Origin of the sequence: Pseudoclavibacter sp. Z016, assembly GCF_002931215.1 — a bacterium.
Classification (GTDB): Bacteria; Actinomycetota; Actinomycetes; order Actinomycetales; family Microbacteriaceae; genus Pseudoclavibacter.
Window position 1 is genome coordinate 15,821 of record NZ_PSTU01000021.1, and the last position, 24,917, is coordinate 40,737.

19 protein-coding genes are annotated in these 24,917 nt (G+C 69.8%); 10 read left to right on the forward strand and 9 right to left on the reverse strand.

Features of this window, described 5'->3' with window-relative positions:
- Positions 1 to 3 precede the first annotated feature (3 nt).
- The 4 genes from C5B99_RS17645 to C5B99_RS17660 all read left to right on the forward strand — a co-directional run bounded on the left by C5B99_RS17645 (position 4) and on the right by C5B99_RS17660 (position 4,787).
- On the forward strand, positions 4 to 1,695 hold the full coding sequence (locus C5B99_RS17645; protein WP_104244516.1) for an iron ABC transporter permease: 1,692 nt from the start codon (positions 4 to 6) through the stop codon (positions 1,693 to 1,695).
- 146 nt (positions 1,696 to 1,841) lie between these two features.
- A complete protein-coding gene (locus C5B99_RS17650) occupies positions 1,842 to 3,047 on the forward strand; it encodes an ABC transporter ATP-binding protein (RefSeq protein ID WP_104244518.1) in 1,206 nt (401 codons plus the stop codon).
- Entirely contained in the window at positions 3,044 to 3,580 is a 537-nt protein-coding gene (locus tag C5B99_RS17655) for a histidine phosphatase family protein (protein ID WP_181058172.1), read from the forward strand. Before C5B99_RS17650 ends, C5B99_RS17655 begins: the two co-directional genes overlap by 4 nt.
- A 73-nt stretch (positions 3,581 to 3,653) precedes the next feature.
- Positions 3,654 to 4,787: an alpha/beta fold hydrolase gene (locus C5B99_RS17660; protein WP_258063547.1), complete on the forward strand. Its 1,134-nt coding sequence runs from the start codon at positions 3,654 to 3,656 to the stop codon at positions 4,785 to 4,787.
- 79 nt (positions 4,788 to 4,866) lie between these two features.
- Here the strand turns inward: C5B99_RS17660 and C5B99_RS17665 are convergent, their stop codons facing one another.
- A complete protein-coding gene (locus C5B99_RS17665; RefSeq protein ID WP_104244553.1) occupies positions 4,867 to 5,499 on the reverse strand; it encodes a TetR/AcrR family transcriptional regulator in 633 nt (210 codons plus the stop codon).
- 134 nt (positions 5,500 to 5,633) lie between these two features.
- On the opposite strand from C5B99_RS17665, the gene C5B99_RS17670 reads away from it, so the two are divergent.
- Both C5B99_RS17670 and C5B99_RS17675 read left to right on the forward strand, forming a co-directional pair.
- The gene (locus C5B99_RS17670; RefSeq protein WP_104244555.1) at positions 5,634 to 8,186 is read left to right on the forward strand and encodes an MMPL family transporter; all 2,553 of its coding nucleotides are present in this window, start codon (positions 5,634 to 5,636) and stop codon (positions 8,184 to 8,186) included.
- Positions 8,187 to 8,332: 146 nt separating this feature from the next.
- Entirely contained in the window at positions 8,333 to 9,427 is a 1,095-nt protein-coding gene (locus C5B99_RS17675) for a type I restriction endonuclease (RefSeq protein ID WP_104244522.1), read from the forward strand.
- A 63-nt stretch (positions 9,428 to 9,490) separates the two neighbouring features.
- Here C5B99_RS17675 and C5B99_RS17680 read toward each other — a convergent pair whose 3' ends face one another.
- Positions 9,491 to 10,126: a dihydrofolate reductase family protein gene (locus tag C5B99_RS17680; protein WP_104244524.1), complete on the reverse strand. Its 636-nt coding sequence runs from the start codon at positions 10,124 to 10,126 to the stop codon at positions 9,491 to 9,493.
- A 334-nt stretch (positions 10,127 to 10,460) separates the two neighbouring features.
- On the reverse strand, positions 10,461 to 12,773 hold the full coding sequence (locus C5B99_RS17685) for an HNH endonuclease signature motif containing protein (RefSeq protein ID WP_146082051.1): 2,313 nt from the start codon (positions 12,771 to 12,773) through the stop codon (positions 10,461 to 10,463).
- 187 nt (positions 12,774 to 12,960) lie between these two features.
- Here C5B99_RS17685 and C5B99_RS17695 point away from each other — a divergent pair, with 187 nt between their 5' ends.
- On the forward strand, positions 12,961 to 13,629 hold the full coding sequence (locus tag C5B99_RS17695; protein ID WP_104244530.1) for a hypothetical protein: 669 nt from the start codon (positions 12,961 to 12,963) through the stop codon (positions 13,627 to 13,629).
- An 83-nt stretch (positions 13,630 to 13,712) separates the two neighbouring features.
- Here C5B99_RS17695 and C5B99_RS17700 read toward each other — a convergent pair whose 3' ends face one another.
- Genes C5B99_RS17700 through C5B99_RS17710 form a run of 3 tightly spaced genes read right to left on the reverse strand, consistent with a single transcriptional unit; the run spans position 13,713 to position 16,841 of the window.
- Complete coding sequence (locus tag C5B99_RS17700; protein WP_104244532.1) at positions 13,713 to 14,999, reverse strand: ABC transporter permease; 1,287 nt, start codon at positions 14,997 to 14,999, stop codon at positions 13,713 to 13,715.
- Positions 14,996 to 15,712: an ABC transporter ATP-binding protein gene (locus C5B99_RS17705; RefSeq protein WP_104244534.1), complete on the reverse strand. Its 717-nt coding sequence runs from the start codon at positions 15,710 to 15,712 to the stop codon at positions 14,996 to 14,998. Before C5B99_RS17705 ends, C5B99_RS17700 begins: the two co-directional genes overlap by 4 nt.
- Before the next feature lies 1 nt (position 15,713).
- Positions 15,714 to 16,841 carry a biotin/lipoyl-binding protein gene (locus tag C5B99_RS17710; RefSeq protein ID WP_181065053.1) on the reverse strand — a complete coding sequence of 376 codons (1,128 nt, stop codon included), beginning with the start codon at positions 16,839 to 16,841 and terminating at the stop codon, positions 15,714 to 15,716.
- Between the two features lie 89 nt (positions 16,842 to 16,930).
- Between C5B99_RS17710 and C5B99_RS17715 the strand changes: the two genes are divergently transcribed.
- Entirely contained in the window at positions 16,931 to 17,824 is an 894-nt protein-coding gene (locus C5B99_RS17715; protein ID WP_104244538.1) for a hypothetical protein, read from the forward strand.
- A 109-nt stretch (positions 17,825 to 17,933) separates the two neighbouring features.
- The gene (locus tag C5B99_RS17720; protein ID WP_104244540.1) at positions 17,934 to 18,209 is read left to right on the forward strand and encodes a hypothetical protein; all 276 of its coding nucleotides are present in this window, start codon (positions 17,934 to 17,936) and stop codon (positions 18,207 to 18,209) included.
- 19 nt (positions 18,210 to 18,228) lie between these two features.
- Here the strand turns inward: C5B99_RS17720 and purT are convergent, their stop codons facing one another.
- The 3 genes from purT to C5B99_RS17735 all read right to left on the reverse strand — a co-directional run bounded on the left by purT (position 18,229) and on the right by C5B99_RS17735 (position 23,491).
- Positions 18,229 to 19,437 (reverse strand): formate-dependent phosphoribosylglycinamide formyltransferase, encoded by a 1,209-nt coding sequence (gene purT / locus C5B99_RS17725; RefSeq protein ID WP_104244542.1) that lies wholly within the window; start codon positions 19,435 to 19,437, stop codon positions 18,229 to 18,231.
- 188 nt (positions 19,438 to 19,625) lie between these two features.
- Entirely contained in the window at positions 19,626 to 21,554 is a 1,929-nt protein-coding gene (locus C5B99_RS17730; RefSeq protein ID WP_104244544.1) for an ABC transporter ATP-binding protein, read from the reverse strand.
- Positions 21,551 to 23,491 carry an ABC transporter transmembrane domain-containing protein gene (locus tag C5B99_RS17735; protein WP_219819675.1) on the reverse strand — a complete coding sequence of 647 codons (1,941 nt, stop codon included), beginning with the start codon at positions 23,489 to 23,491 and terminating at the stop codon, positions 21,551 to 21,553. Before C5B99_RS17735 ends, C5B99_RS17730 begins: the two co-directional genes overlap by 4 nt.
- Before the next feature lie 85 nt (positions 23,492 to 23,576).
- Here C5B99_RS17735 and C5B99_RS17740 point away from each other — a divergent pair, with 85 nt between their 5' ends.
- Positions 23,577 to 24,362 carry an AraC family transcriptional regulator gene (locus C5B99_RS17740; RefSeq protein ID WP_104244546.1) on the forward strand — a complete coding sequence of 262 codons (786 nt, stop codon included), beginning with the start codon at positions 23,577 to 23,579 and terminating at the stop codon, positions 24,360 to 24,362.
- The last annotated feature ends 555 nt before the right edge of the window (positions 24,363 to 24,917 follow it).

Sequence of the window (24,917 nt, forward strand, 5' to 3'; positions counted from 1 at the left end):
CTCATGAGCACACTCGCAACAACACCCGGGAGCGGTGCCGCTGTCAGCAGCGGCACCGCCTCCGCGGCGCCCCGCAGCTCGGGCCGGGCCACGCTCGACGGGGTGCACGGGCTGTCGCTGGCGCTCTGGGTCGCCGTCGCCGCGGTTGTCCTCGTGCCCATCGGCGCGATCCTCGTGCTCGCGGCCGGCGGTTCCCAGCTGCACGTTCTCTGGCAGGCCGACGTCGTCGAGGCCGCGACGAACAGCCTCGTCTCGGCGGGCGCATCCGCGCTCGGTGCCGTCGCGGTCGGCACGGCGCTCGCGGTGCTGCTCGATCGCACCGACCTCGCCGGCCGTCGCGGCCTGCGTCTCCTCGCGCTCACGCCGCTGCTCGTGCCGCCGTTCGTGGGCGCGATCGCGTGGCTCGGCATCGCGGGCCCGACGAGCCCCGTGAACCTGTGGTGGACGCAGGCGTTCGGCGGCCCGCTCTGGTCGATCTACGGCGCCGACGGAGTGATCCTGCTCCTCACGGTGCACAGCTACCCGATCGCGATGCTCATCGTCTCGGCTGCCCTGCGCCGGGTGCCGTCCGACCTCGAGCAGGCGGCGCGCATCGCCGGGGCCAGCCCGGCACGCAGCGTCTTCACGATCACGGTGCCGCTCCTGCGGCCCGCACTGCTGTCGTCGTTCGTGCTCATCGCCGTCGGCAACCTCGCCGACTTCGGGATCCCCTCCATCATCGGCCTCCCCGAGCAGTACACGACCCTCGCGACGCTCGTCTACCGCTACCTGCAGTCGGGCACCGTGGATGAGCCGCTCGCGGTCGTCGCGACCATCGGGGTCGTCCTGCTGGTGCTCGCCCTCGCGGCGCTTGTCGTCGACTTCGTCATCGGCAGGAGTCGCTGGGAGCTCGACTCGTCGTCGTCGGCGCCGCAGCTCCTGCCGCTCGGGCGGGGGCGCGTCCCCACTTCCGTGGTGACGTGGGTGCTTGTGCTCACCGTCACGGTGCTGCCACTGCTCGCCCTGCTGCAGCAGTCGCTGCTCCGAGCGCCCGGCCTCGCCTTCACCCCGGAGAACCTGACGCTCGACAACGTCGTGAAGGCTGTGACTTCGGCCAACGCGGTCAAGGGGGCCACGAACTCGGTGATGCTGGCGGTGCTCGCGGGCCTCGTCTGCGGGCTCCTCGGCCTCGGCATCGCGGTGCTCGCCACCCGAACGCGGATGCGCGGCAGCGGCCCGCTTCGGGCGCTCGCCATGCTGCCGCAGGCGGTTCCCGGCATCGTCATCGCCGTCGCGTGGCTTGTCCTCGCACCGCACATCGGCCTGTTCAACACGCCGTGGCTCATCCTGTGCGCCTACATCACGTCGTTCACGGCGCTGGTCGTGCAGGCCGTGGCGGCGCCGCTCGCGAGCACCCCGGCGAGTGCCGAGGAGGCCGCGAGGATCGGCGGAGCCGGGCGGATGCGCGCCCTCTTCGACATCTCGAGCCGCATGGCGGCGCCCGCCGCGATCTCCGGGGCGGTGCTCGTCGCCGTCACCGCGGTGCGCGAGCTGACGCTCTCCGTGCTGCTCCTCTCACCGGGGTCGCAGACCCTCGGCGTCGCGATCTTCAACCTGCAGCAGGCGGGGGCATTCAACACGGCGGCTGCGTTGTCGCTCATCGTTGCGCTCCTCGGCGTCGCCGTCATCGGCATCGCCACGCGGGCGCCGAAGTAGCACCGCTCGGTCTCGCTGACTCCTGCCTCGATCGCGCCTGACTCGCTGGCCCCTGCCTCGCTCATCCCTTGCTCCAGTCCCGTGCCGGCTGCGCTCTCAGCACCAGCCGCTCTCCCGTCCCGTTCGATCTCCCAGAAGGGCACCCCGTGGCATCCGTCACCCTCGACTCAGTCTCCGTCCGCTTCCCGAGCGGCACCGTCGGCCTCGACGACATCGACCTCGCGCTGCGTGACGGCGAGTTCCTCGCGCTCGTCGGGCCCTCGGGGTCGGGCAAGACGACGCTCCTGCGCACGATCGCGGGGTTCCAGGCGCCCACCACGGGGCAGGTGAGCATCGGCGATCGGGTGGTTGCGGGGTCCGGGGCGACGGTGCCGCCGGAGGCCCGCGAGCTCGGCATGGTGTTCCAGCAGCACGCCGTGTGGCCGCACTGGAACGTCGGACGCAACGTCGACTATCCGCTGCGCCGCGCGCGAGTCGAGAAGGCGGAGCGCATCCGCCGCGTCGACGAGGTGCTCGACATGGTGGGGCTCACGGGGTTCGCGAAGCGCAACCCGGCGACGCTCTCCGGCGGGCAGCGGCAGCGTGTGGCGATCGCGCGCGCACTCGTGGCGCGACCGCGGGTGCTGCTGCTCGACGAGGCGCTGTCCGCGCTGGACGAGCCGCTGCGGGACAGTCTCCGGCTCGAGCTGCACACCCTCACGCGTGAGCTCGGCCTGACGGTGGTGCACGTCACCCACGACCGCTCCGAGGCCCTCGCCCTCGCCGACCGGGTGGCCGTGCTCGACGGTGGGCGCATCCAGCAGCTCGGCACGCCGGAGGAGCTCGTCATGCGGCCCGCCTCGCCGTTCATCGCGAAGTTCCTCTCCGACGCGACGATCGTCGACGGCGCGATGGTCTCTGGTGCGGCCGGGTTCGCTGCGGATGCACACCCGCTGCGCGTGGAACAGGCTCGGCTCGACTTCGGGGAGCGGGGCAGTGAGAGTGCGGTGCAGGCGGCCATCCTCCCGAGCGATGTCGAGGTAGAGGTGCAGGTCGAGGTCCAGGGGGCCGAGGCCGGCCGAGACGATGCTGCCCTCGCGACGGTCAGGTCGGCGCTCTTCACCACGGAAGGCAGCGACCTCGTGCTCGACTGGGCCGGCCTGCGGCTGCGTGCGCGGACGCGCGGAGTTCGCCCCAGGGTCGGCGACCTGGTCGTCGTGCGTATCGCGCGGGCCCGCGTCTACGGCGTAGCCCCGGAGCCTGCTGCCGCCGACCCCGGCGCCAGCACGGACGCTCGCTCGGTCTCTCGCACGGACGCTCGAACTTCCGCCGACGGCACGTTCGCCGGCACGTTCGCGCGGACCTCAGCGTGACGCTCGCCCTCGTGCGGCATGGCCGCACCGCCTGGAACCTGGAGCGTCGGCTGCAGGGGCGCAGCGATATCGCGCTCGACGCGCATGGCGAACTGCAGGCGCACGCCGCCGGTCGGCTCCTGGCGCGGGCGCGGTGGGGGAGCGTGATCACGTCTCCGCTGACGCGCGCGGCGCAGACGGCGGCGATCGTCGGCTCGCACCTCGGCGTTCCCGAACCCGCGGTCGAGCCCGGACTGCTCGAGCGCGACTTCGGTCGGGCTGAGGGGATGCGCGTGGCTGAGGCCGCCGAGCGCTGGCCGGGCGGGGACTACCCCGGTTCGGAGACGGCGGCGCAGCTCGCGGAACGGGCGGGCGAGGCCCTCACCGCCCTGCTCGGGGCTCCCGGCACTGCGGTTGTCGTGAGCCACGGCGTCTTCCTCCGGGCAGGGATCGAAGCTGTCACCGGGGCGACGTGCCCGCGCATCCTGAACGGGCAGGTGGTGCTGCTCGAGCCGGCGGCCGGTCGGCCGACGGCGCGCTTCCTCGGGGAATAGCTCGAACCTCGGCGACCGCTCGCCCCCGCCGCCCTGACGATCGGGTCGCGGCGCCCTGGTTACAGTGGAGCCCGTGGCCCCCGACTCTGCAGCGACCTCCGCCCGCGATCACATGCGGAAGCGCGTCGACGTCCGGTACATCCGCCACGGCGAGGTCCGCGCGCGCGTCTCGACGATCGGCGCCGACGGCGACCGCGCCTTCGTGCTCATCGCGGGCATCGGCGTCGCCTCGAACTACTACGAGAACCTCGCTCCCGGCCTCGGCGAGTTCGGCCCAGTCCACGCCCTCGACCTGCCGGGGTTCGCGGGCGTCCCGTACCCGAAGCGGCCCATGAGCATCCAGCGGTACGCCGCCGTGGTCGGTACCGTCATCGACGAGCTCGGACTCGAGGACCCCGTGCTCGTCGGCCACTCGATGGGAACGCAGGTGGTGTCCGAGCTGGCCTCGCAGCGGCCCGAGCTGAGCACGGTCGTGCTCATCGGGCCCGTCACGAACCCGCGCGAGCGGTCGCTCCCCAAGCTCGCGTTCCGCTTCCTCGAGTCGTCCGCGCGCGAGCCGTTCCGTGTGGCGATGCTCGCCACGGGCGCGTACCTGCTGTGCGGGTTCCGCTGGTTCTCCGCCGTGCTGCCGCGGATGATGCGCTACCGGATCGAGGACGTCCTGCCGCGCATCCAGGCCCACACGCTGCTCATCCGGGGCGAGCACGACTCGCTCGTGCCGCGCCAGTGGCTGCGCGACATGGAGGGCCTCCTGCCTCACGCCTCCACGTGGGAGATCGAGGGTGCCGCGCACTCCGTCATGTACGACCACGCGAAGGGCGTCGCTGAGCTCTGCGTCGACCATGCCAGGGACCCCTTCGACACCCGCGGAGCCGACGGAGCGGAGCGAAGCGGGACGGCAGCGCCCGCCGGTGAGGGTGACGCCGGTTCCGTCGTCGACGCCGAGGACGCCGCAGCGGCGGCCGCCGGCGAACTCGTGCAGCTCGCCGACGAGGATGCCCGCAACCGTCGAGTGCACGTCACTCCGCGCCTCGTGCTGCAGGTGCTGCGCTCGCGGTGGAACGAGTTCTTCGCGAGCGCGGACAACCGCCCGCGGGACATCGCGGAAGCCAAGACCGAACACTTCCGGGCGCAGGTGGAAGCGTTCCGCGACGCCGAGCTGCGCGAGGTGCGCGACGAGCGCGAGACTGGCCAGCCGACGCGTTGACCCGCGTTCCGGCGCCGGCGCCGGGCCTGGGGCTGGGGTCAGGCCTGGGGCTGGGTCTGGGCCGGGGGCTACGCGAGCGTCAGGCCCCGGTGCGCCCCGTCGGCTGGGCGGGTCCGAGCACGGCGTCCAGGAGTCGCTGGATGCTGGCCTCGCTCGACTCGGTCCTGCTCAGAGCTCGGAGCAGGAGCGCGCCGATGATGGCCTCGCCGATCTCCTCGAGGCGCGCATCCGGTGCCAGCTGGCCGTGCGCGATGGCGATCTGGAAGCGTTCCGTGAGGGATCGGCTGGCGCCGAGGCTCTCGTGGAGTCGCCTGCCGATGTCCTCGTTCTCGACGGATGCGGCGATGAGCGAGCGCACGAGCAGCTCGCCCTGTGGTTGGCCGAGGAGCGCGAGGACTGCGCCGAGCCAGGCGGTGAGGTCGTCCCGAAGCTCGCCCGTGTTGGGCACGGTGAAGCGGTTGGGGAAGAGCTGCCCCTGGAGGAGGCAGTCGGAGACGAGGGCTCCCTTGGAGGGCCACCAGCGGTAGATGGTCTGCTTCGAGACGCCGGCCTCCGAGGCGACTCCCTCCATGGTGAGGCGCTCGTAGCCGCGTTCGGCGAAGAGCTTCGACGTGGCTTCGAGTACCGCGACGCGGGCGGCCTCGCTGCGCACCGGGCCCTGCTTGTGGCCGGTGGTCGCGCGTTCCTCGACACCGGCGTCTCGCTCTGACATGACGGCCATCATATTCACAAACTGAGTAGACGAGACGTTGCGTATGATCTAGGGCGGCGCCCCTCGAGCAGTCGGGTCGGTTCGGGCGCCGCAACGAGCGTGCGCGCATGATCCTGCGCGTCGAGAGGATGCTGATGGCCGAACTGCTGTACCGCCTGGGGACCTTCGCGACCCGCCGTGTGTGGGTTGTCGTGGGGGCGTGGCTGGTGATCCTGGGGCTCGCCGTCGGCGGGTTCCTCATCGGCTTCAAGGGGCTCTCGTCGAGCTTCGACGTGCCTGGCACGGCCTCGGGCGAGGTCATCTCGGAACTCGAGGAGCAGCTGCCGGCGTTCGCAGGCGCATCCGGCACCGTCGTGTACTCCACGGAGGACGGGTCGGCGCTGACGGAGGCGCAGCGGGCTGACATCAGCTCCGTGATCGCCGACCGTGGCGACCTCACCGACGTGGCCGATGTCATCGACCCGTTCTCGGCGACGGCCGAGCTGGAGGGCCAGGCGGCGCAGGTCGAGAGCGGCCGCACGCAGATCGCCGACGGGCAGGCGCAGCTCGACGCGGGCCAGGCGCAGCTCGACGGCGGCAAGGCGCAGCTCGAAGCGGCCCAGGCGCAGCTGGATGCGGCGAAGCAGCAGCTCGAGGCGGCCGGGAACCCGGCGGCGCAGCTCGAGGCGCTCGAGGCTCAGCAGGCGCAGCTCGACACGCAGGTGCAGGCGATCGCCGATCAGCAGGCCACTCTGGATGCGTCGCAGGCTGAGATCGACACGCAGCTGCAGCAGCTGGAGAACGGCGCGAAGCTCGTCGATCTCTCGGACGGCATCAGCCTCGTCTCGGAGGATGGCTCGACGGCGATCGTCAACGTCTCGTTCACGGAGCCGCGCCTCGAGTTGAGCGAGGACGCGAAGCAGGGCGTCATCGAGTACTTCGAAGCGCACCCCGTCGACGGGGTGAACGTGGCGTTCTCGACGGATATCGCGCAGAGCGTCCCGCAGATCTTCGGCATCGGCGAGGCGATCGGCCTCGTCTTCGCGGCCATCGTGCTGCTCGTGCTGCTCGGGTCGGCGCTCGCCGCATCCCTGCCGATCCTGACGGCGCTCGTGGGCGTCGCGATCGGCGTCGTCAGCGTGCTCGCGTTCTCCGGCGTCGTGCAGATGGCGTCGGTCACCCCTGTCCTCGGCATCATGCTGGGGCTCGCGGTCGGCATCGACTACTCGCTGTTCATCGTGAACCGGCACCGCAAGCAGCTCATGCAGGGCATGGACGTGCGTGAGTCGATCGGGCTCGCGAACGGCACCGCCGGCAACGCGGTCGTGTTCGCCGGGGCGACGGTCATCGTGGCCCTCCTCGCCTTGAACGTGACGGGCATCCCCTTCCTCGGACTCATGGGCACGGCCGGTGCGGTGTGCGTCCTGATCGCGGTGCTCATCGCCGTCACCCTCACGCCGGCGCTGCTGGGAAAGCTCGGGATGCGAGTGCTGAACAAGCGCAGGCGGGCGCACATCCGCAAGCTGCACGGCACCGGCCCGGAAGGGGCAGCGACCGGCGGTGTCGGCGTCGTGACGGGTCAGGTGCGGGCAGCTCACGCCCAACCGTTGAAGGCCATGCCGACGTGGCGGGCCATCGTGACGGTGCTCGCCGGGGTTGCGGTGCTGCTGACGGTCGCGATTCCCGCGCTGTCGATGCGGGTCGGCCTGCCCGACGGTTCGTCGGAGCCTGAGGAGTCGGCGTCGTACCAGGCGTTCACGATCACCGAGGAGCAGTTCGGGGCCGGCGCGACCGGTCCGCTGCTGGTCACGGCCACGCTTCCCGAGGGGCTCGACGATGCTGGCGTGCTCGACAAGCAGGTGCTCGTCGGCGAGAAGCTCGCCTCGCTCGACGACGTCACCGCGGTCGCCCCGATCGGCGTCTCGGACAACAAGAGCCTCACGGCGTTCCAGGTGATCCCGGCGGAGGGGCCGAACAGCGTCTCCACCGAGCAGCTCGTCGGCGAGCTCCGCGCTCTGCCCGAGATCGAAGACGGCATCACGCTCGGCGTCGCCGGGCAGGCGGCCATCAACATCGACATCTCCGAGGGACTCAACTCGGTGCTGCCCCTCTACATCGCGCTCGTCGTGGGCCTGTCGCTGCTCATCATGATTCTCGTGTTCCGGTCGATCCTCGTGCCGCTCATCGCGACGGGCGGGTTCATCCTGTCGCTGTTCGCGACCTACGGGGCCGTGGTCGCGGTCTTCCAGTGGGGGTGGTTCGCGGACCTCATCGGCTTGCACGCGACGGGGCCGATCCTGAGCTTCCTGCCGGTCATCCTCGTCGGCATCCTCTTCGGACTCGCCATGGACTACCAGCTGTTCCTCGCCTCCGGGATGCGTGAGGCGTACGTGCACGGGGCGGAGGCACGGGTGGCTGTCGTGCAGGGCTTCCGAGCCGGCCGAGCCGTCGTGGTCGCCGCGGCGCTCATCATGGTGTCCGTGTTCGGCGGGTTCGTGTTCGCCGAATCGACCATGATCCGGTCCATCGGGTTCGGGCTCGCGTTCGGTGTGCTCCTCGACGCGTTCATCGTGCGCATGCTCATCATGCCGTCGCTCATGCACCTCCTCGGGAAGTCAGCCTGGTGGCTGCCGAAGTGGCTCGACAAGATCATGCCCAACGTCGATGTCGAAGGCGCCGCGCTGGAACGCAAGCACCCCGCGCACTAGCGGGACAGGCGTGGCCCGCTCAGATCCATCAGCCAGCGTCGGGCGGCTCCATTCCGAATGGGGTCGCCCGGGTGATTGAGAAATCGCACGGGTATATCTGAGCGGGGCAAGACAACTACTATCTCCTTCAATCCCGAAGGAGTGAGATGGACTTCAACGAGCGACTCAGTGCGCTCGCGCTCAAGGTTTTCAACCAGCGCGAGGCAATCCAGACCGAAGAGGCCACGAAGAACGCATTTATCATGCCGTTCATCTCGACGATCCTCGGCTACGACGTCTTCAATCCTCTTGAGGTCGTGCCCGAATTCACTGCCGATGTGGGAGTGAAGAAGGGTGAGAAGATCGACTACGCCATCATGCGTGACGGCGAAGTCCAGATGCTCATCGAGTGCAAGAGCTCAACTGGGGCACTCAAGATCGAGCATGCCTCTCAGCTCTTTCGCTACTTCGCGGTCACGAACGCGCGCATCGCCGTTCTGACGAATGGTGAGGTCTACAACTTCTTCACTGACCTGGATGCGCCGAACAGGATGGACGAGAAGCCCTTCCTGGTTCTCGACCTCAGTGACATCGATGAGACCCTGATCCCGGAGCTCAAGAAGCTCACCAAGGAGGTCTTCGACCTCGACTCGATCATCAACGCGGCCGAGGAGCTCAAGTATGTCGGAGCGCTGAAGCGTGAGATAGCTGCGCAGTTCAGGGAACCCTCCGATGAGTGGATCAAGTTCTTCACGAGTCGTGTCTACGACGGTTCCTTTACGCAGAAGGTGCGCGAGCAATTCAGCCTGCTCGTCCCGAACGCCACCAAGCAGTTCCTCACCGAGCAGGTCAACGACCGACTCAAGACCGCCTTGGGTGCGTCAGCGCTGCCTGTTGCTGCACCTGCCGAGGCGCAGCATGAACTCGAAAGCCAGGCCGTGGCTGCTGATGACCTTGACCGTGATACCGAAATTGACACCACCCTGGAAGAGCTCGAGGGCTACCAGGTCGTGAAGGCAATTGCGTGTGCCCATGTCAAGCCGCAACGGGTGACGCATCGAGATGCGAAGTCCTACTTCGCTGTACTCATCGACGACAACAACCGGAAGCCCATCGCGCGCCTCTGGTTCAACGGCAAGAAACAGAAGTACCTGGGCGTCTTCGACGAAGCCAAGAACGAAACCAAGATTCCCATCGAAGAGATCCAAGACATCTACGAGCACGCCGATCTCATTCGAGCCTCAACAGCACGCTACGAGTAGTAGTCAATACGCGGTCACTGCTCCAGGGGCTCGACCCCAGGCCGAGAGCGGTGGGCGTGGGTATCAGCGCTCGCGCAGTGCCTCGTCCATGTCGGCCGTCTCAACGGGGCTGCCCGGGCCGTACTTGAGCAGCACGCATCCGCGCCCCGATGCGACGGGCGGTTCGAGGAGGCTCAGCCCGAGAGGTGGTCCATCGTCCGGGAAGAGTCGCTTTCCTGCGCCCAGGACCACCGGATACACCCACAGGTTCAGCACGTCGAAGAGCCCCTCCCGCACCAGCGTCTGGGCGAAGTCGACGCTCCCGATCACGTGGATGCTGTTGTGGCGGTCCCGGAGGGCGGACACCTCCGCCGCAAGATCGGCGCCCACACGATGCGATGCCGCCCAGGGCAAATCGGGGGTGCCGCGGGACGCCACGTACTTCGGGATCCTGTTGAAGACCGCGGCGATGCCATCGGACGGGCCATCCGCGTAGCGCGGCCAGTACGCCGCGAAGATGTCGTACGTCTTGCGGCCCAGCAGCAGCGCATCCATGGTCCGCACACCACTCTCGACCTGCTCGCCCTCCGCCTCGTCCATGAGCGGCGCCTGCCAACCCCCGAACCTGAACCCACCCTCCGGATCCTCCTCCGGCCCGCCCGGTGCCTGCTGCACCCCATCCAGGGTCGTGAAGAGGTCGATGATGATCTGACCGGCCATGGCGTCTCCTTTGATCGCAGGTGTGGTCGTCCTGAATTCGCTGAAGCCGTCGAGTTGGCTCAGCCCAGTGAGTTGACTGAGCTCAGTGAATTGACTCAGCTCAGTGAATTGACTCAGCCGTCTCCTTGGTCAACGTCGTCAGCCTGCTCGATCTTGCGGACGTTGGAGAAGCCGCGGGTGTCATCGCGCTCGTTTCTCCTTCAATGTACGACGAGCTCCAAAGCTCCTCCATGCGAGCCAGGTGGGAATCCGAGGGGCGCTCAGGGACAACAGATGGGATGGGCGCCTGGCTCGGTCACGAGGGATCGTCGGGTCTCAGGCGAGCCAGCCGGGCTCAGAAGGGCGGCGGATCGTCCGACGAGTCCGAACGTTCTCCCCGAGAGCTCTCGGCGCGCAGCTGGTCGCCACCTCCCTCGTCGCCCCGTTGCCCGGTTGGATGAAATTCAGGTTGATCCCGACGCGACGACCCCGACTCGATGGCCGCCTTCTTCGCCGCGCGCTCCCTCCTGAACTCCTCGAGGAAGCCAAGCTTCGGGAACCGCGACCGCAGGTCGTCCTCGTCCTCGCGCCTGGCCTTGTCCTCGTCCTCGTGCCTGTCCTCGTCCCTGTCTTCGCGCTCGCACTCGTGTTCCCCTGGGCAGTGCTCGTGGCGAGCGCGGATCGGGTCGCGAACGTCGCTGACGTCGCCCACTTGTGCTGCGTCGCCCGCGTCCTCAAGGTCGCCGCCACCGCCACCAACCTCCTCAAGGTCGCCGCCACCGACCGCGCGCTGAGCAGCGGCGGTGTCGTCGGCGCGGCCAGAGCTGCGTGAGTCGCCGAGGCCCGGAGCGGTCGACGGGAGGGCGACTTGGCCGCCGCTGTCGGTACTGGGTTGGGTGGCGCTCGACTGCTCGCCGCGGTCAGGGTTCGGAAGTGCGGTGAGCCGGCCGAACTGCACTGGGGCGTCGCGGAAGACGAAACCGCTGGGAGATCGCCACTCGTAGACGCCATCGGGCAGCTGTCGTACCTCCCAATCACCGTGGTGCTTGCCCGTGTGGTGGCCTCCACAGAGGTGGCCGAGGTTCGCAAGACTCGTCGGGCCGCCCTCCTCCCAGGCCTTCGTGTGGTCGATGTCACAGCGGCTCGCCGGCATCATGCATCCCACGAAACGGCAGCGACCATCGCGGACAGCGATTCGGCGGCGCATCGCACTCGTCGGCCGGTACGTATCGACCTCGACCAGCGTGCCCTTGAGGGGATCCGTGAAGATGCGCTCGAACTCGGGCGCCGCGTCGGTGAGGCGCCGCACCTCCGCAGTCGGAACAGGGGTGTAGCCGTTCAGAAGGGCAGGACCGGGGTTCCCCCGGCGTGCAGCATCTCCGCGGTCTCCGCGGTCTGTGCGGTCGGGGCTGCCTGGGCTGCCTGTCCGGGCTGCGCCGGCTGTGCCATCGGTGCCGGCTGTGCCATCGGTGCCGACCGTGCCGTCTGCGCCGTCCGTGCTGGCTGCGGCGTCTCTACCGACTCTGTACCCGGTGGGTGCGAGCAGCGTCTCAGCCGGAATGACGATCGAGATCTTCGCCTTGATCGGAGCCCTGCCCCGCAACTCCTCCGGCGTCGCGCGAAGGAAGCTGTCGGAGAGCACATCCGCGCGCACCTCGTCCAGCGAACGGGGCTCAGAATGCGGATCGTCGCCTCTGTTCCCGGCGTCCAGCGCACTGGCTGGCTCACTGTCGCAACCATCGGCGTGGCCGTTGGCAGGACCTTGGGGGTCTCCGTTGGCTCGTGCCTCGCCTTGATCGTCGGCTCGTGCCTCGCCTTGACCGTCGGCGTCGGCGTCGTTGCCGGTCGGGTGCGCGTCGGCGCGTTCCTTTGCGGCCCGTCGCTCGCCGTCGCTGATGACGAGCGCCTGCCTTGTCGTCCGGTCGAAGATCGCCACGAGCTTCGCGTAGGAGTCGATGACCGACAGCTCGCCGAGGCCGTCCTCGAGCTGCGAGAGCGTCACCCGTCGGGTACGGCGGGCCCTCTCGAAGCGCTCATCGAGTGACTCCTCGGTCAATTCCTCGGCGACCCGCTCCGCGAAGGACTTGATTCGACCGGGGGTCGTCGAGACGGCCTTCTCGAGCACCACGCGCGCAAAGTGCTCTCGGCGACGCTCGAGCTCAGCAGGGTCGGGATGCGTGATGCGCAGACCCGCGTCGACGATCACCAGTGCATGCGCGCGGCTGATGACCCCGGCCTTCATCGCCTCCTGAACGGGCTCGAAACGATTGGCGATCGCATCCGCTCGACCGAATTCGATCTGCATCGACCGCTGCGACCTGCCCGACACTGCCGCGATCTCGGACGCGAGCGACCGCACCTCCAGGGCGGGACTCGAGGTGCCAGCGAGCTCGTCGCCCCGGAGCCCCAGCTCGAGCGCCCGAGCATGCAGCTCTGTTTGCTCGCCGTGGAGCCGATTCAGGTGCCGCTGGTTGTCGGCGAGGGCGAGCACAAGCAGCGCTCGCCGCGCGCCGCGCGTGCGATCTTCGGCGCGCTGGCAGGCGTCGTCGACGACGCCCTGCTCGACACCGAGCCCGGCCGCGAGACGCCGGCGCATCTCACGAAGCCGAGCCGCGCGACCAGGCGCTGCGGCCCGCGGAGCCTCGTTGTCGATCGGTTCGTTCTGCATACCTGCATCGTCTCCCGAACCACCGACATTCTGTGATTGGCGTGTCACTTCTTTCGCCGCGCACCGCAGCGCACCGCAGCGCTCACTGCGCATCCCGCGGCGCCGTCCGCGACGAGCCGCGGCCAGAGCCGGCCCGCCGCGGCGCCGAACACAGCCTCCGTACGCTCGCTCCGGTTAGCGTTGCCGCATGACAACACCGGCGACGGCCCCGACGCTCGAGATCCAGCGGACGCTCTGGGTGTGGTGCGGCGTCTACGTGTCCGCCTGGATCAGCGGGTTGCTCGTCGGCGCCCCAGACATCACCCCGGCCGACAGCTCAGCCGCCGTCGCCGAGGCCTACGCGACCTCGCCGAGCGTGCTCGTCAACGCCGCCCTCGTGCACGGCCTAGCAGCCGTCGCCCTCTACGGCATGTCCACGCTGCTCGGCAGCCAGCGGCTGCGCAGGGCCACGCGAGGCGCGGGCCTCGCGACCCTCGTGCTCTCGCTCATCCAGCTCGCCGGCGAAGCACTCCTCACCTTCGGGCTCGCCTCCGACGGCTCCTCACCGCTGCTCGGGCTCGACTCCGGGCAGGTCTGGGCCACCATCCAGGTCGTCGACGGCGTCAAGATGCTCGCCCTCGCCGCGCTCGTGCTGGTCGTCCTGCTCGGCCAGGCCCGCCGCCCCGTCTGGGCGACGCTCGTCAGCGGAGCGACCATCCTCGCGCTCCTCGCCTCAGCCGCCGGCTTCCTCACCCTGAGCGCACCGCTCATGACCGCTGCCTACGTCGCGCTGCCGCTCCTCCTCATCTGGGCCGTCGTCGCCGCGCTCCGCTTCGGGACGCCCGCAGCCGTGCCAGGCGACGCGCAGCTGGTCTAGCGTCTGCCGGCACTTCACCCCAAGCCCGACGCCAGGTCAGAGCTGCAGCAAGGGCCCACGACACGAGGGCCCGGCGCAGCGCCCTACGACCGGATCGCGTCGATCACGTTGCTGCGCGTCGCGATGACCGCCGGGATGAACCCCGCGAGCAGGCCGACTCCGACGCTCACGACGATGCCGAGCACCGCCGCATCCACCGGGAACGGCACCGAATCGGTGAGACCCAGCCCGCCCGTGATCGCCCCCTGCACAAGCGGGTTCTGCAACGTCACGATCGCGCACCCGATGCCCACGATCCCCGCGAGCAGCGTGCCCACGACGCTCTCCAGCAGGATCGAGAAGAACACGCGGCCACCGGTGGCGCCGAACGACCTCCGGATGCCGATCTCCCGCACCCGCTGCTTCACCGTCACGATCGACAGGTTCACGAAGCCGATCGTGCCGACGAGCAGCACGATGCCGCCGACCGCGGTCACGAGGATCTGCACGGCAAGGAACGGGTCCTCACCCCAGGCCAGGTAGTCGGTGCGCTGCGCGTCGACCGCGCCTCCCTCTCCAAGCGCCGCCTTGAGATCGCGCACGATCTGGCTCGACAGCTCCTCGTGGTTCTCGAGTGGCAGCCAGAGCTCGTAGGTCGGGAACGTCGCGGTGGACCCCTCGTCGCCGCCCATCGACGGCGGGGCGTAGGCGCCGCCCATCACCATCCCGCCCATCATGCCGCCGCCCGAGCTCGCCCCGAGGAGGTGCTGGGCGTCGCTCAGCACGTACATCTGCTCTGGGTAGTCCGGGTAGATGTTGGCGGAGACGCCGACGACCACGGCCGTCGTCGGCGCAGCTCCCGCGACCTGCAGCGTCGGATGCTCGGCCACAGACGGGTTGCCCAACCGGTTCCACATGGTCTCGTTGATGACGACCGCGGGAGCCAATCGGTCAGCGTCGTCCGACGTCAGCCACGACCCCTCGATGAGCTTCACCCGGTGCATCTCGCCGTACGCCGGATCGACGATCGTGGACTCGACGTCCGCGACACCGTCGACGAACTGGATGCGCGTCATGGCGGACCCCGATGTCGACTGGTAGGTGATGCCGTACCGCTCGATCGCAGCCTTGTAGGCCGCCTCGTAGATAGCGACCTTGTCGTCGGTCGCCGCACTGCTCACCATCAGCTGGTAGCTCGCGGGGCGCCCGCTGGATCGTTCGGAGATCTCGATCGACGACTGCCGTGTGATCGACCCGAGCCCGGTGACCGCGACGATCGCGAACACGGCGATGCCGATGCCGACCAGCGCGAGCGTCACCCGAACGCGGTGCACTCGCAGCTCGTCCCACGCTTCGATGAAGGCACCGGCGATCTGCGTGAACCAGCTCATGCGGGTGCTCCTTCCGCGGGCACGACGGCCGGTTTCGAGGGTGCGAGCAGGCCAGCGTCGAGGCGCAGCATCCGGTCGGCCCTGGCCGCGACGCTCTCATCGTGCGTGATCGTGACGAGCGCGGCCCCGGTCTCCTTGGAGATGTCGGCGAGCAACGTCATGACGCGGGCGCCGGTCTCGACGTCGAGCGCACCGGTCGGCTCGTCGGCGAGGATCACCCGCGGGCGCCGGACGATGGCGCGCGCGATCGCGACGCGCTGCTGCTCCCCGCCGGACAGCCGAGTCGGCAGCGAGTCGAGACGATGGTCGAGTCCCACATCGGTGAGCGCTTCCCTGGCGAGAGCGTCACGCCGCCAGAAGGAGCTGTCGCGCGCGTAGAGGAGGGGCATGGCCACGTTCTCCGTCGCCGTGCGCCCCTCGAGCAGGTTGAACTGCTGGAACACGAAGCCGATCTGAGCACCCCGCATCCGGTCGCGCGCCCGCAGGCGCAGGGCGGCGGTGGGTTTGCCGTCGAAGAGGAGCTCCCCGCTCGTCGGCGCGTCCAGCAGGCCCAGGATGTTCAGCAGCGTCGACTTGCCCGACCCGGACCGGCCGACGATCGAGAGGTGCTCGCCCTCCTCGATCTGCAGGTTCACGCCGCGCAGGATGTGGAGTTCGCTGTCGTCGGCGGCCCGCACCGACTTCGAGATTTCGCGGAGCTCGATGAACGCCACGTCAGCCGCCCAGCATCCCGCAGATCTCTGCGCCGCTCATCGGGTCGATGTAGCACTCATCCGGGCTCGCCTGGTCGGCGCCGGGCACGAACTCGAGCACGATGTCGGTCTCGGTGACGCCTTCAGCGATCTGCACGAGCGTGCCGTCGGTGAGGCCGAGCTTCACGGGCCGCTCCTCGATCGCACCGTCAGCGCCCTGCACGAAGACGACCCCGGTCTCCGCCTGCCCCTTCACCGCCGTGATCGGCAGGGTGAGCACGTTCTCGGCGACGCCGCCGTGCAGCACGACGTTCGCTTCGAGCCCCGGGAACACCGTGACCTCGGCGGGAACCTTGCACGTGACCGTCGTCGTGTCGGTCGTCTCAGCTGCACCGGATGCGCCGCTCGGGTCCTCCGCGGCGCTGCTGCTCTTCGCCGCGGCGCCAGAGGCGATGCGGAGCTCGGTGCACGTGAAGGGGGCTGGGCCCGCCGTGATCGTGACCTGCGCATCCGCTGGCGTCGTCGCCAGACGGTACAGCTGGGCCGGTGGGATGGTGCCCTTCACGATGAAGCTCGCCGGGGTGATCGAGACGGGAGCCTCGCCCACCGTCACCTGCTGCTGCTCGATGAGGTTGAGCTTCGTGATGGTGCCGGCCGTCGGGGCGACGATCTCGTTCCACTCGTACTCGGGCTCGACCGCGGGAGCCGCCTGCGGCTCGCCGCTCGCCTCCGGTGACGACGGTGCTGCTGCCGTCGGGGTCTTCTCGTTGCGGATGGCGGCGATCACATCGCCCGCCTCGACTCGCGCGCCCTGCGTCACGTACACCGTGTCGATCGTGCCCATCATGGGCACCTTCGCGTCGACGGCCGGCGACTCCTGCACGTTCGCCGTCAACGTGACGTCGTTCGTGATCGTGCCGAGCACGGGACTGATGACGGGTTCGACGACCTGACCCGTGGGCAGCGCTGCCGACTCCTCGGGGGCCGAGCTGAAGAACGCGATCTTGACGAGTGCGACGGCGATCACAGCCACGAGAGCGATCTTGATGCCGGGCCAGATCCATGACTTCCACACGCGCACGCCGATCCCCATTCTGTCCACGCCACCGAGTCGCGACGAGTTCTCCGAGATAAGGGTTGCCTTTCCCATGGCCGCCCCAGCGCACAACGTAGCAGGAGCCAACGACATCGCCCGCCCCCGTCCTGGACCCGGACCCGGCCCCCCTGCCACAATGAGACGTGACCACTTCACCCCAAGACCTCGGCCTGCTCCTCGACGTGGACGGCCCCATCGCGAGCCCCGTGACCCGCACGATCGCGATCCAGAGCATCCTCGACGACCTCGTCACCCTCGCCGCGGCGGGGGTTCCCATCGCGTTCATCACGGGACGCTCCGAGGAGTTCATCCGCGAACGCGTCATCGAGCCGCTCTTCGAGAACGGCCTCGCCGACGCGCTGCGTCAGCCGGGAGCCCGCATGTTCGGGGTCTACGAGAAGGGCGGAACATGGTCGGCGATTTCACCCGAAGGGATGAGCGAGCTGCAGATCGATGAGTCGGTCGTGCCGCCCTCCGCGTACATCGCCGCGATCCGCGAACTCGGCGAGGGCGAGTTCAGCGATGTCCTCTTCTTCGACGAGACGAAGAAGGCCATGATCTCTGTCGAGCAGCGCACCGATGTCAGCTCGGCCGCGTACCTCGAGCGGCAGAAGGCCTTCGACGATGCCGCGTTCGAGCTCGCCGTGCAGCAGGGTGTCGGCATGCGCCACGGCGACCGCGAGGCGCCGGATGCGCAGGGCCTCGTTCCGTTCCGCATCGACCCGACGATCATCTCCACCGACATCGAGTCCGTGAACCTCGACAAGGACCACGGTGCGCGGCGAGCGCTCGCCGAGTTCGCGGCGGCCGGTGCGCTGCCCAAGCGCTGGCGTTCGGTCGGCGACTCCCGCAGCGACTACAAGATGGCCGACGAGCTGCATGCGACGGGCTACGACACGGCGCACGTCGATGTCCGGCCCGCTGACGGGATCCTCGAGAAGGAGTACGACGTCGTGACGTTCGGCGACCTCATCCACGACGACGCCGGGGCAGCGTTCCTGCGCGAGTGCGTGCGCGAGCTGGGGCTCGACGGCTAGGCAGTGCGGAGCGCGCGTGCGCGGGCGCAGTCAGGCCTGGGCCTGGATCCGCCAGAGTGAGCGGATGCAGAATCTGGGAGAGCGAAAAGGCATTCGTCAAGCGGTCGCCGTGATCGGTGCGAGTGTCGTCCTGCTCGTCGTGACGACCGTCCTGCTCGTGCCGCACTCATGGACCAGCATCTGCATGTTGTCAGGCTCCGAGTCCGACGGCAGCTTCGACCTCGGTTCGCTCATCGGCTTCGGCGTGCAGCTCGGCAGCTGCTCGACGGCCTGGACGTCACTCGTCGGCATCCCCACCGGCTACGTGCTCTGGGGTGGCGTGCAGCTCGTGATCATCGCCGCGGCCCTCGCGGTGCAGGCGTCGCTGCTGAGTCGCCGGCGCTGAGCTGAGCACTCAGCTCAGCTCAGCTCAGCGTGATCCTCAGTGCCGCCGCGGCTTCCCGAGCCCGCTCTCGGGCCTGGTCGACGTCGGCACCGCGCACGAGAGCGACCGCCACCCGGCGCTTGCCCGCGACGTTCGGCTTCCCGAAGAGGCGCAGCTGCGATGTCGGGACCGCGAGCGCAGCATCCACGCCAGAGATCGTCGGCACACCGGTGCCCTCGGCGAGCACCGCGCACGATGCGGCAGCCGACTCCCCGGAACCAGCCCCGATCCGCAGCGGCTCCGACACCGGCAGGCCGAGGACGGCTCGTGCGTGCAGCGCGAACTCCGACACATCCTGCGACACCAGCGTGACGAGGCCCGTGTCGTGTGGGCGCGGAGACACCTCGGAGAAGAGCACGTCGTCGCCGACGATGAACAGCTCCACACCGAACAGGCCGAAGCCGCCGAGCGCATCCGTCACCGTCTTCGCGACGACCTTCGCCTTCTCCAGCGCCGCCGCGGGGAGCGCCGCCGGCTGCCACGACTCGCGGTAGTCGCCGTCGACCTGCGTGTGCCCGACCGGCTCGCAGAAGACGGTGCCGCCGACGTGACGCACCGTCAGCAGCGTGATCTCCGAATCGAACGGCACGAAGCCCTCGACGATGACGCGGCCGCGGCCCGTGCGACCACCCTCCTGCGCGTAGTCCCACGAGGCCTGGACATCGTCCGGCTCCCGGATCACCGACTGCCCCTTCCCCGACGAGGACATGACCGGCTTCACCACGCAGGGCAGGCCCACCGCCTCGATGGCCGCCGCGAACTCGGAGAACGTGTCCGCGAATCGGTACGGGGAGGTCGACAGGCCGAGCTCCTCGGCGGCAAGCCGGCGGATGCCCTCACGGTCCATCGTGAGCTGCGTCGCCCGGGCGGTCGGCACGACGCGGGTGCGTCCCTCCGCTTCGATCTCGGCGAGCACCTGCGTCGCGATCGCCTCCACCTCGGGGATCACGATGTCGGGCTGCTCCTGCGCCAGCACGGCGCGCAGGGCCACCGGGTCGAGCATGTCGACCACGTGGCTGCGGTGCGCGAGCTGCATCGCCGGGGCGTTCGCGTAGCGGTCGACGGCGATGACCTCGACGCCGAGGCGCTGCAGCTCGAGCGCGACCTCCTTGCCGAGCTCGCCCGCGCCGAGGAGGAGCGCGCGCGTCGAAGCGGGGGTGAGCGGGGTGCCGAGGGTGCCATCCGTCATGCAGGCATTCTCGCACCGTCGCGTTTCGGGCGGGCGCGTCGCAGCCCGGATGCGCGGAGATCAGCGGGGAGCAGCTGGTGGTGGTGGGGGTGGTGAGGCACGGGGTGGTCGGGCAGCGGGAGCAGTGCCAGCTCTCGCGCAGAGGTCACCGAGATGCAGGCGCGCGGCGCCGGGAGCCTGCATCTGGCTCATTCTTGCTGCGTCCGGTCACTCCAGCTGCGTGCGGGAGCAGGGAGGGCAGCTGGGGCAGGGGCTTCCGCCGCTGCGCCTTCCCATGCGCCCCACAGGCGGGCGTACTCGCCGCGGAGGCGGAGCAGTTCGCCGTGACTGCCCTGCTCCACGATGCGTCCACGCTGCATGACGACGATGCGGTCGGCGACGCGGGCCTGCGACAGCCGATGCGCAACGACCACCGAGGTGCGCCCGCGCGTCGCGGCCGTCAGGGCCGCGTCGAGGCTGAGCGGGTCGTCGCCTCCGCCCTCAGCCGTCGCCTCGTCGAGCACGACGATGGCCGGGTCGCGCAGCAGCACCCGCGCGAGCGCGAGCTGCTGCGCGGCGGCGCCATCGAGGGCGAGACCGGATGCGCCCACCCGCGTGTCGAGCCCCGCTTCCAGGTTGAGCAACCAGTCGGCCCCCACCGCCCGCACCGCCGACTCGAGGTCCTCAGCGCTCGCCGATGGCGCCCCGAGCCGCAGGTTCTCAGCGATCGTCGCCGCGAACACGTGGATCTCCTGCGTGACGAGCACGACGTTCGTGTCCCGCTCGCGTGACGCCGCGGGCCGCCCGTGCACCGTCACGCTGCCGCCCGTCGGATCGAACGCCCCGACGATGAGCTGCGCGAGGGTGCTCTTCCCCGATCCGCTCTCCCCGACCAGCGCCACCCGTTCGCCCGGCGCGACCCGCAGGCTCACGTCAGCGAGCTGCATCCGCTGCCCGTCGTAGCTGAAATCGACCGATTCGACGACGATCGCGGGGGAGTCCGCGGCGACGCCCGCGCCGTCTTCGTCTCCGTCTTCAGCCGCCCCGTCTTCACCCGCTTCGTCTCCGCCTCCGCGGAGCGCCCCCGATTCATCCCGTCCGTCGTGGTCGCGCGCGCCGACGACACCGACGAGCCTCGCGAGGCCGACCCCGGCGAGCTGCAGCTCGTCGATGCTCGAGAGCAGCGAGCCGATGGGGCCGAACAGGGCGAGGAAGTAGAGGGCCGCCGCCGTCGCGCCGCCGATGGACACCACGCCCGCGTGCACGAGCCAGAAGCTCACGGTGAGGATTGCCGCGACGCCCAGGTACTCGCCCGTGTTGAGGTGGGCGAAGAACGTCGTGCGGATGCGCGCCGCCTCGTACTGCAGGTCGATGGAACGCAGGCTGCGCGCATCCACCTCGGCGAGCTGGCGGCGTTGCCTGCGGTGGGCGCGGATCGTGTCCGCCCCGCTGACCCCCTCGATGATGACCTGCCCGCGCTCCGCCTCGGCGACCCGCATCTCCGTGTACACGGGGCGGGAGCGGCGGATGAACGAGCGCGTCGCGAGCACCTGCACGGGCACGGCGACGAGCGCCGCGAGGCCGAGCCACGGGTTGATGGCGGCGATCCCGGCGAGCGACAGCACGATCATGAACGACGACTGCGTCACCGCTGGCAGCACGCCGGAGGCGGCCTCGGTGACCGACTCGACGTCGCCGGTCACGCGCGAGACGATGTCCGATGAGTCAGAGCTCTCGGCCTGACCGGCCCGCATGCCCAGGACGACGCTCATCGCGTCCTCGCGAAGCCCGCTCACGAGCTCCTGCACGAGCGCCACGAGGAGGCGGATGCCCGCGTAGGCGAGCAGCGCAGAGACTGACGTCACGACGAGCAGCAGGACTCCGGGCAGCACCAGCGCCTGGACACCCGCGCTGCCGGTCACGAGGTCGACGAGCCAGCCCAGGAGCCGCGGGACGAGGAGCGTCGACGAGGAACCGCCGAGCAGCAGCAGGATCACGGCGAAGATCCGAGGACGGGATGCGCGCAGCCGGTCGGCGGTGGCGCGCGTCGTCTCGCGGCCCGACGCGATGGGGAGGAGCGTGGCGGTGGATGGGGCTGTTGCTGTTGCTGTTGCTGCTTGCGGTGCGTCGTGGCTCATCGGCGTGCCAGCTCCTCGTCGGGGCTCGTGGCTGGGGTGTCGGGGTCGGTGTCGCGCTGGGCCTGCGCCTTGGGCTGTGTCGGGGTCTCGGGCTGTGTCTGGCGCTGGGCCTGTGTCTCGTTCTGAGTCTCGGGCCGGGTCTGCGTGACCGCACCTGCGGCGGTGGATGCGTTCGGCGTTTCGGGCCGTCGAGTTTCGGCCGGTCGAGCGTCGCCCGTGCCGCAGGGCGAGTGCGCCTCGACGTCGATGACGCGGTCGCAGGCAGCGAGCAGGAGGGGGCTGCGAGTGACGAGCACCGTAGTCGTGGGGTGCGCGCGGAGGGAGTCCGCGATGCGCGCCTCGGTTGCCGGGTCGAGCGCGGAGGCCGGCTCGTCGAGTACCAGGACCCGCGCCTCGCTTGCGAACGCGCGGGCCAGGAGGACACGCTGACGCTGTCCGCCGGAGAGACGCCTGCCGCCCTCGCCGAGCTGGCGGTGCCAGCCCAGCGCGGTGACCTCGGTGAGGGCGGCGCGTTCCGCGGCCGACTCGAGGTCCGGGTCGATTCCGGGGCCTGCTCCGGCGCCAGCTCCGGTATCCGCACCCACACCCGCACCCGCTACGTCGACGCCATCCGCATCCGAATCCACGAGCAGGTTCTCGTGGAGCGTCGCCGAGAAGACCGTCGCGTCGTGGGGAGGCGCGAAGACGAGGTGTCGGTAGGCGTCCGGTCCGATGGTGTGGGCGTCCAGCCCGGCCACGGTCACCTCGCCGGCCTCGAGGGGAACCCGGTAGGCGAGCGTGGCGGCGAGCGCGCGGGCGGCTGCCGGGGTTGCCGGGCGGAGGCCGACGAGCGAGCCGGGGGCCACGTCGATGTCGGTGCCGTCGGGTGCCCGCCACGTGAAGGCCGCGGGGGCATCGTGGGTGGAACGGACGGCCTCGGCCAGGCCCACGCCGCCGACGTGCGTGTCCTCGACGGGCACCGCGTGCTCCTCGCTGAGCACCGCGACGATGCGTACCGCGGATGCGCGCTTGTGCAGCCAGTTCGACGCGAACGTGCCGACGTGCGCGAGGGAGCCCTGCAGGTACTGGCCGAGGCCGACGACGGCGACGAGCTCGCCGAGCGTGATCTGCCCGAGGGCGGCGAGAGATGCGGCCGAGAAGGCGAGAGCGGCCAGGAACGCGCCAGACGCGATGCCGCTCACGGCGAGGTAGCGCTGGATGCCGCGGTTGGACGCGATCGCACCGGTCTTCGCTTCGGCGCTCGCGTCGAGGTACCGGCGGGTGGCTTGCGGCTGGGCGCGGATGCCGCGGATGATGCGCAGTCCCGCGACGAGGTCGGTCGCCACGTCGCTTGCCGCGCTCGCGGACGCCTGCTCGCGGGCGCCGCGGGCCTCGATGGGCTTCGAGGCCGCGTGCATCCCGACGAGGATCAGCACGGAGGCCGCGAGGACGCCGACGCCCAGAGGCACCGAGATCGCGAGCAGCGCCGCCGACGAGACGAGGATCGCGGCGGTGCTCGCGCCCTGCTGCACGACCGACCAGGAGACGCCCGCGACCCGATAGCTGTCCGAGGTCGTGATCTGCAGCAGCTCGCCGGGACTGCGGCGGCTCGTCACGCCGTTCGGGTGCAGGACGCGGGTCAGGAGCGAGCGCCGCAGCTCGAGCTCGCCGTGCCCGTAGACGCGCACCATGAGCCTCGCCGCCCAGCGGTACGAGAAGGAGAGCACGAGGAAGTTCGCGAGGAGGATGCCCAGCCAGAGTGCGAGCTGGGCGGCGTCGTTCGTGACGATGGCCCGGTCGATGATGACGCCCACGAGGACGGGGACAAGCGCTTCCGCGGCCTCGTGCACGATGTAGCCGAGCGTCGCGAGGGTGAGCTTCCAGCTGCGCCCTGACGCGAAGAGCGCGTCCCGCATGACGGATGCGGGGGTCGGGGTTCTGGGGTTCTCACGGGGCATCAGTCGATAGTAAGGTTCACCTAAGTCCCGTTAGTGATGCGTTCGGCCAACTTCTGTTGCGTTCCGGACAACCAGGAGATGCACCGTGTTCCAGGCGCTCGAGCTCAGCCCCGCACCATCGACCCTCGAGGTTCGTCCGGTCGGCATTCCCGCACCCTTCCTCCTCACCACGGCCGTGCTCGACGGCCCGAACCTCGGAGACCGGGTGCCGCACGTGCATCCAGAGGGCATGATCATGTGGCCATCGCGGGGGAGCGTGGTGGTGCTCGTCGAGGGTGCCCTGCGCACGCTCGCCGTCGGCCAGGGCATCTGGGTGCCGCCCTTCACGCCCCACACCATGGAGGTCGACGCGTCGTCGGTCGGGTGCTGCACGTACTTCACGAGCGAGGTCGCCCCCGACTGGCACGCCGTCGGCACCGTGCAGCTGGGCGCCGCGTTCCGCGAGCTGCTGCTGCACCTCGCCGAGTCACCCATGGAGACCGATCAGCGTCTCCGCGCGCAGGCCGTCGTCATCGAGCTCCTGCCCGCGGCGACGAGCTACGTCGAGACCGTTCCCGTGCCCCGCGATGAGCGACTCGAGCCGCTCGTGCGCCGAGTCCTCAGCGACCCCGCCGACGATCGAGGCGTCGAAGCGTGGGCGTGGCAGCTGTCGCTCAGCGTGCGCACGATCGCCCGCATCTTCGCGGCAGAGGTCGGCATGACGTTCTCGCACTGGCGCACCATGGTGCGCATGGCGGCGGCGGCGCGGATGCTCGCCGACGACCTGCCCGTCGGCACCGTCGCCGGGCGCGTCGGCTACGCCACGACCAGTGCGTTCAGCGCAGCCTTCCGGCGCGCCATGGGGTCGAAGCCCAGCGACTGGCGGCCGTAGCTCGCCCGGCCCGTCCAGGCACTGCGTCTCGCCCAAGCTCCGGGTCTCGGGATGGGTTGCTCGCCTCGGGATGGGTTGCAACCCATCCCGAGGCGTGGAAGCCGTCCCGAAACTGACCCCTGGTTCGGAGACGCGGCGCAGCGGCGTTCCTGCGTTCCGGCGTTCCTGCGCTGCTGCGCTGCTCTGCGTTTCGCTCTAGCCCCAGGTTTCCGCTCGATTCTGCGCGGTGTCTCGCCCAAGCTCCAGGTTTCGGGATGGGTTGCTCGCCTCGGGATGGGTTGCAACCCATCCGCAGGCGTGGAAGCCATCCCGAAACGGACCCCAGGTTCGGAGACGCGGCGCAGCGGCGTTCCTGCGTTCCTGCGTTCCGGCGCTGCTGCGCTGCTCTGCGTTTCGCTCTAGCCCCAGGTTTCCGCTCGATTCTGCGCGGTATCTCGCCCAAGCTCCGGGTCTCGGGATGGGTTCCACGCCTCGGGATGGAGTGCAACCCATCCGCAGGCGTGGAAGCCATCTCGAAACGGAAGAGTGGCGGGGCGGGGCGGGGCGGACGTGCGG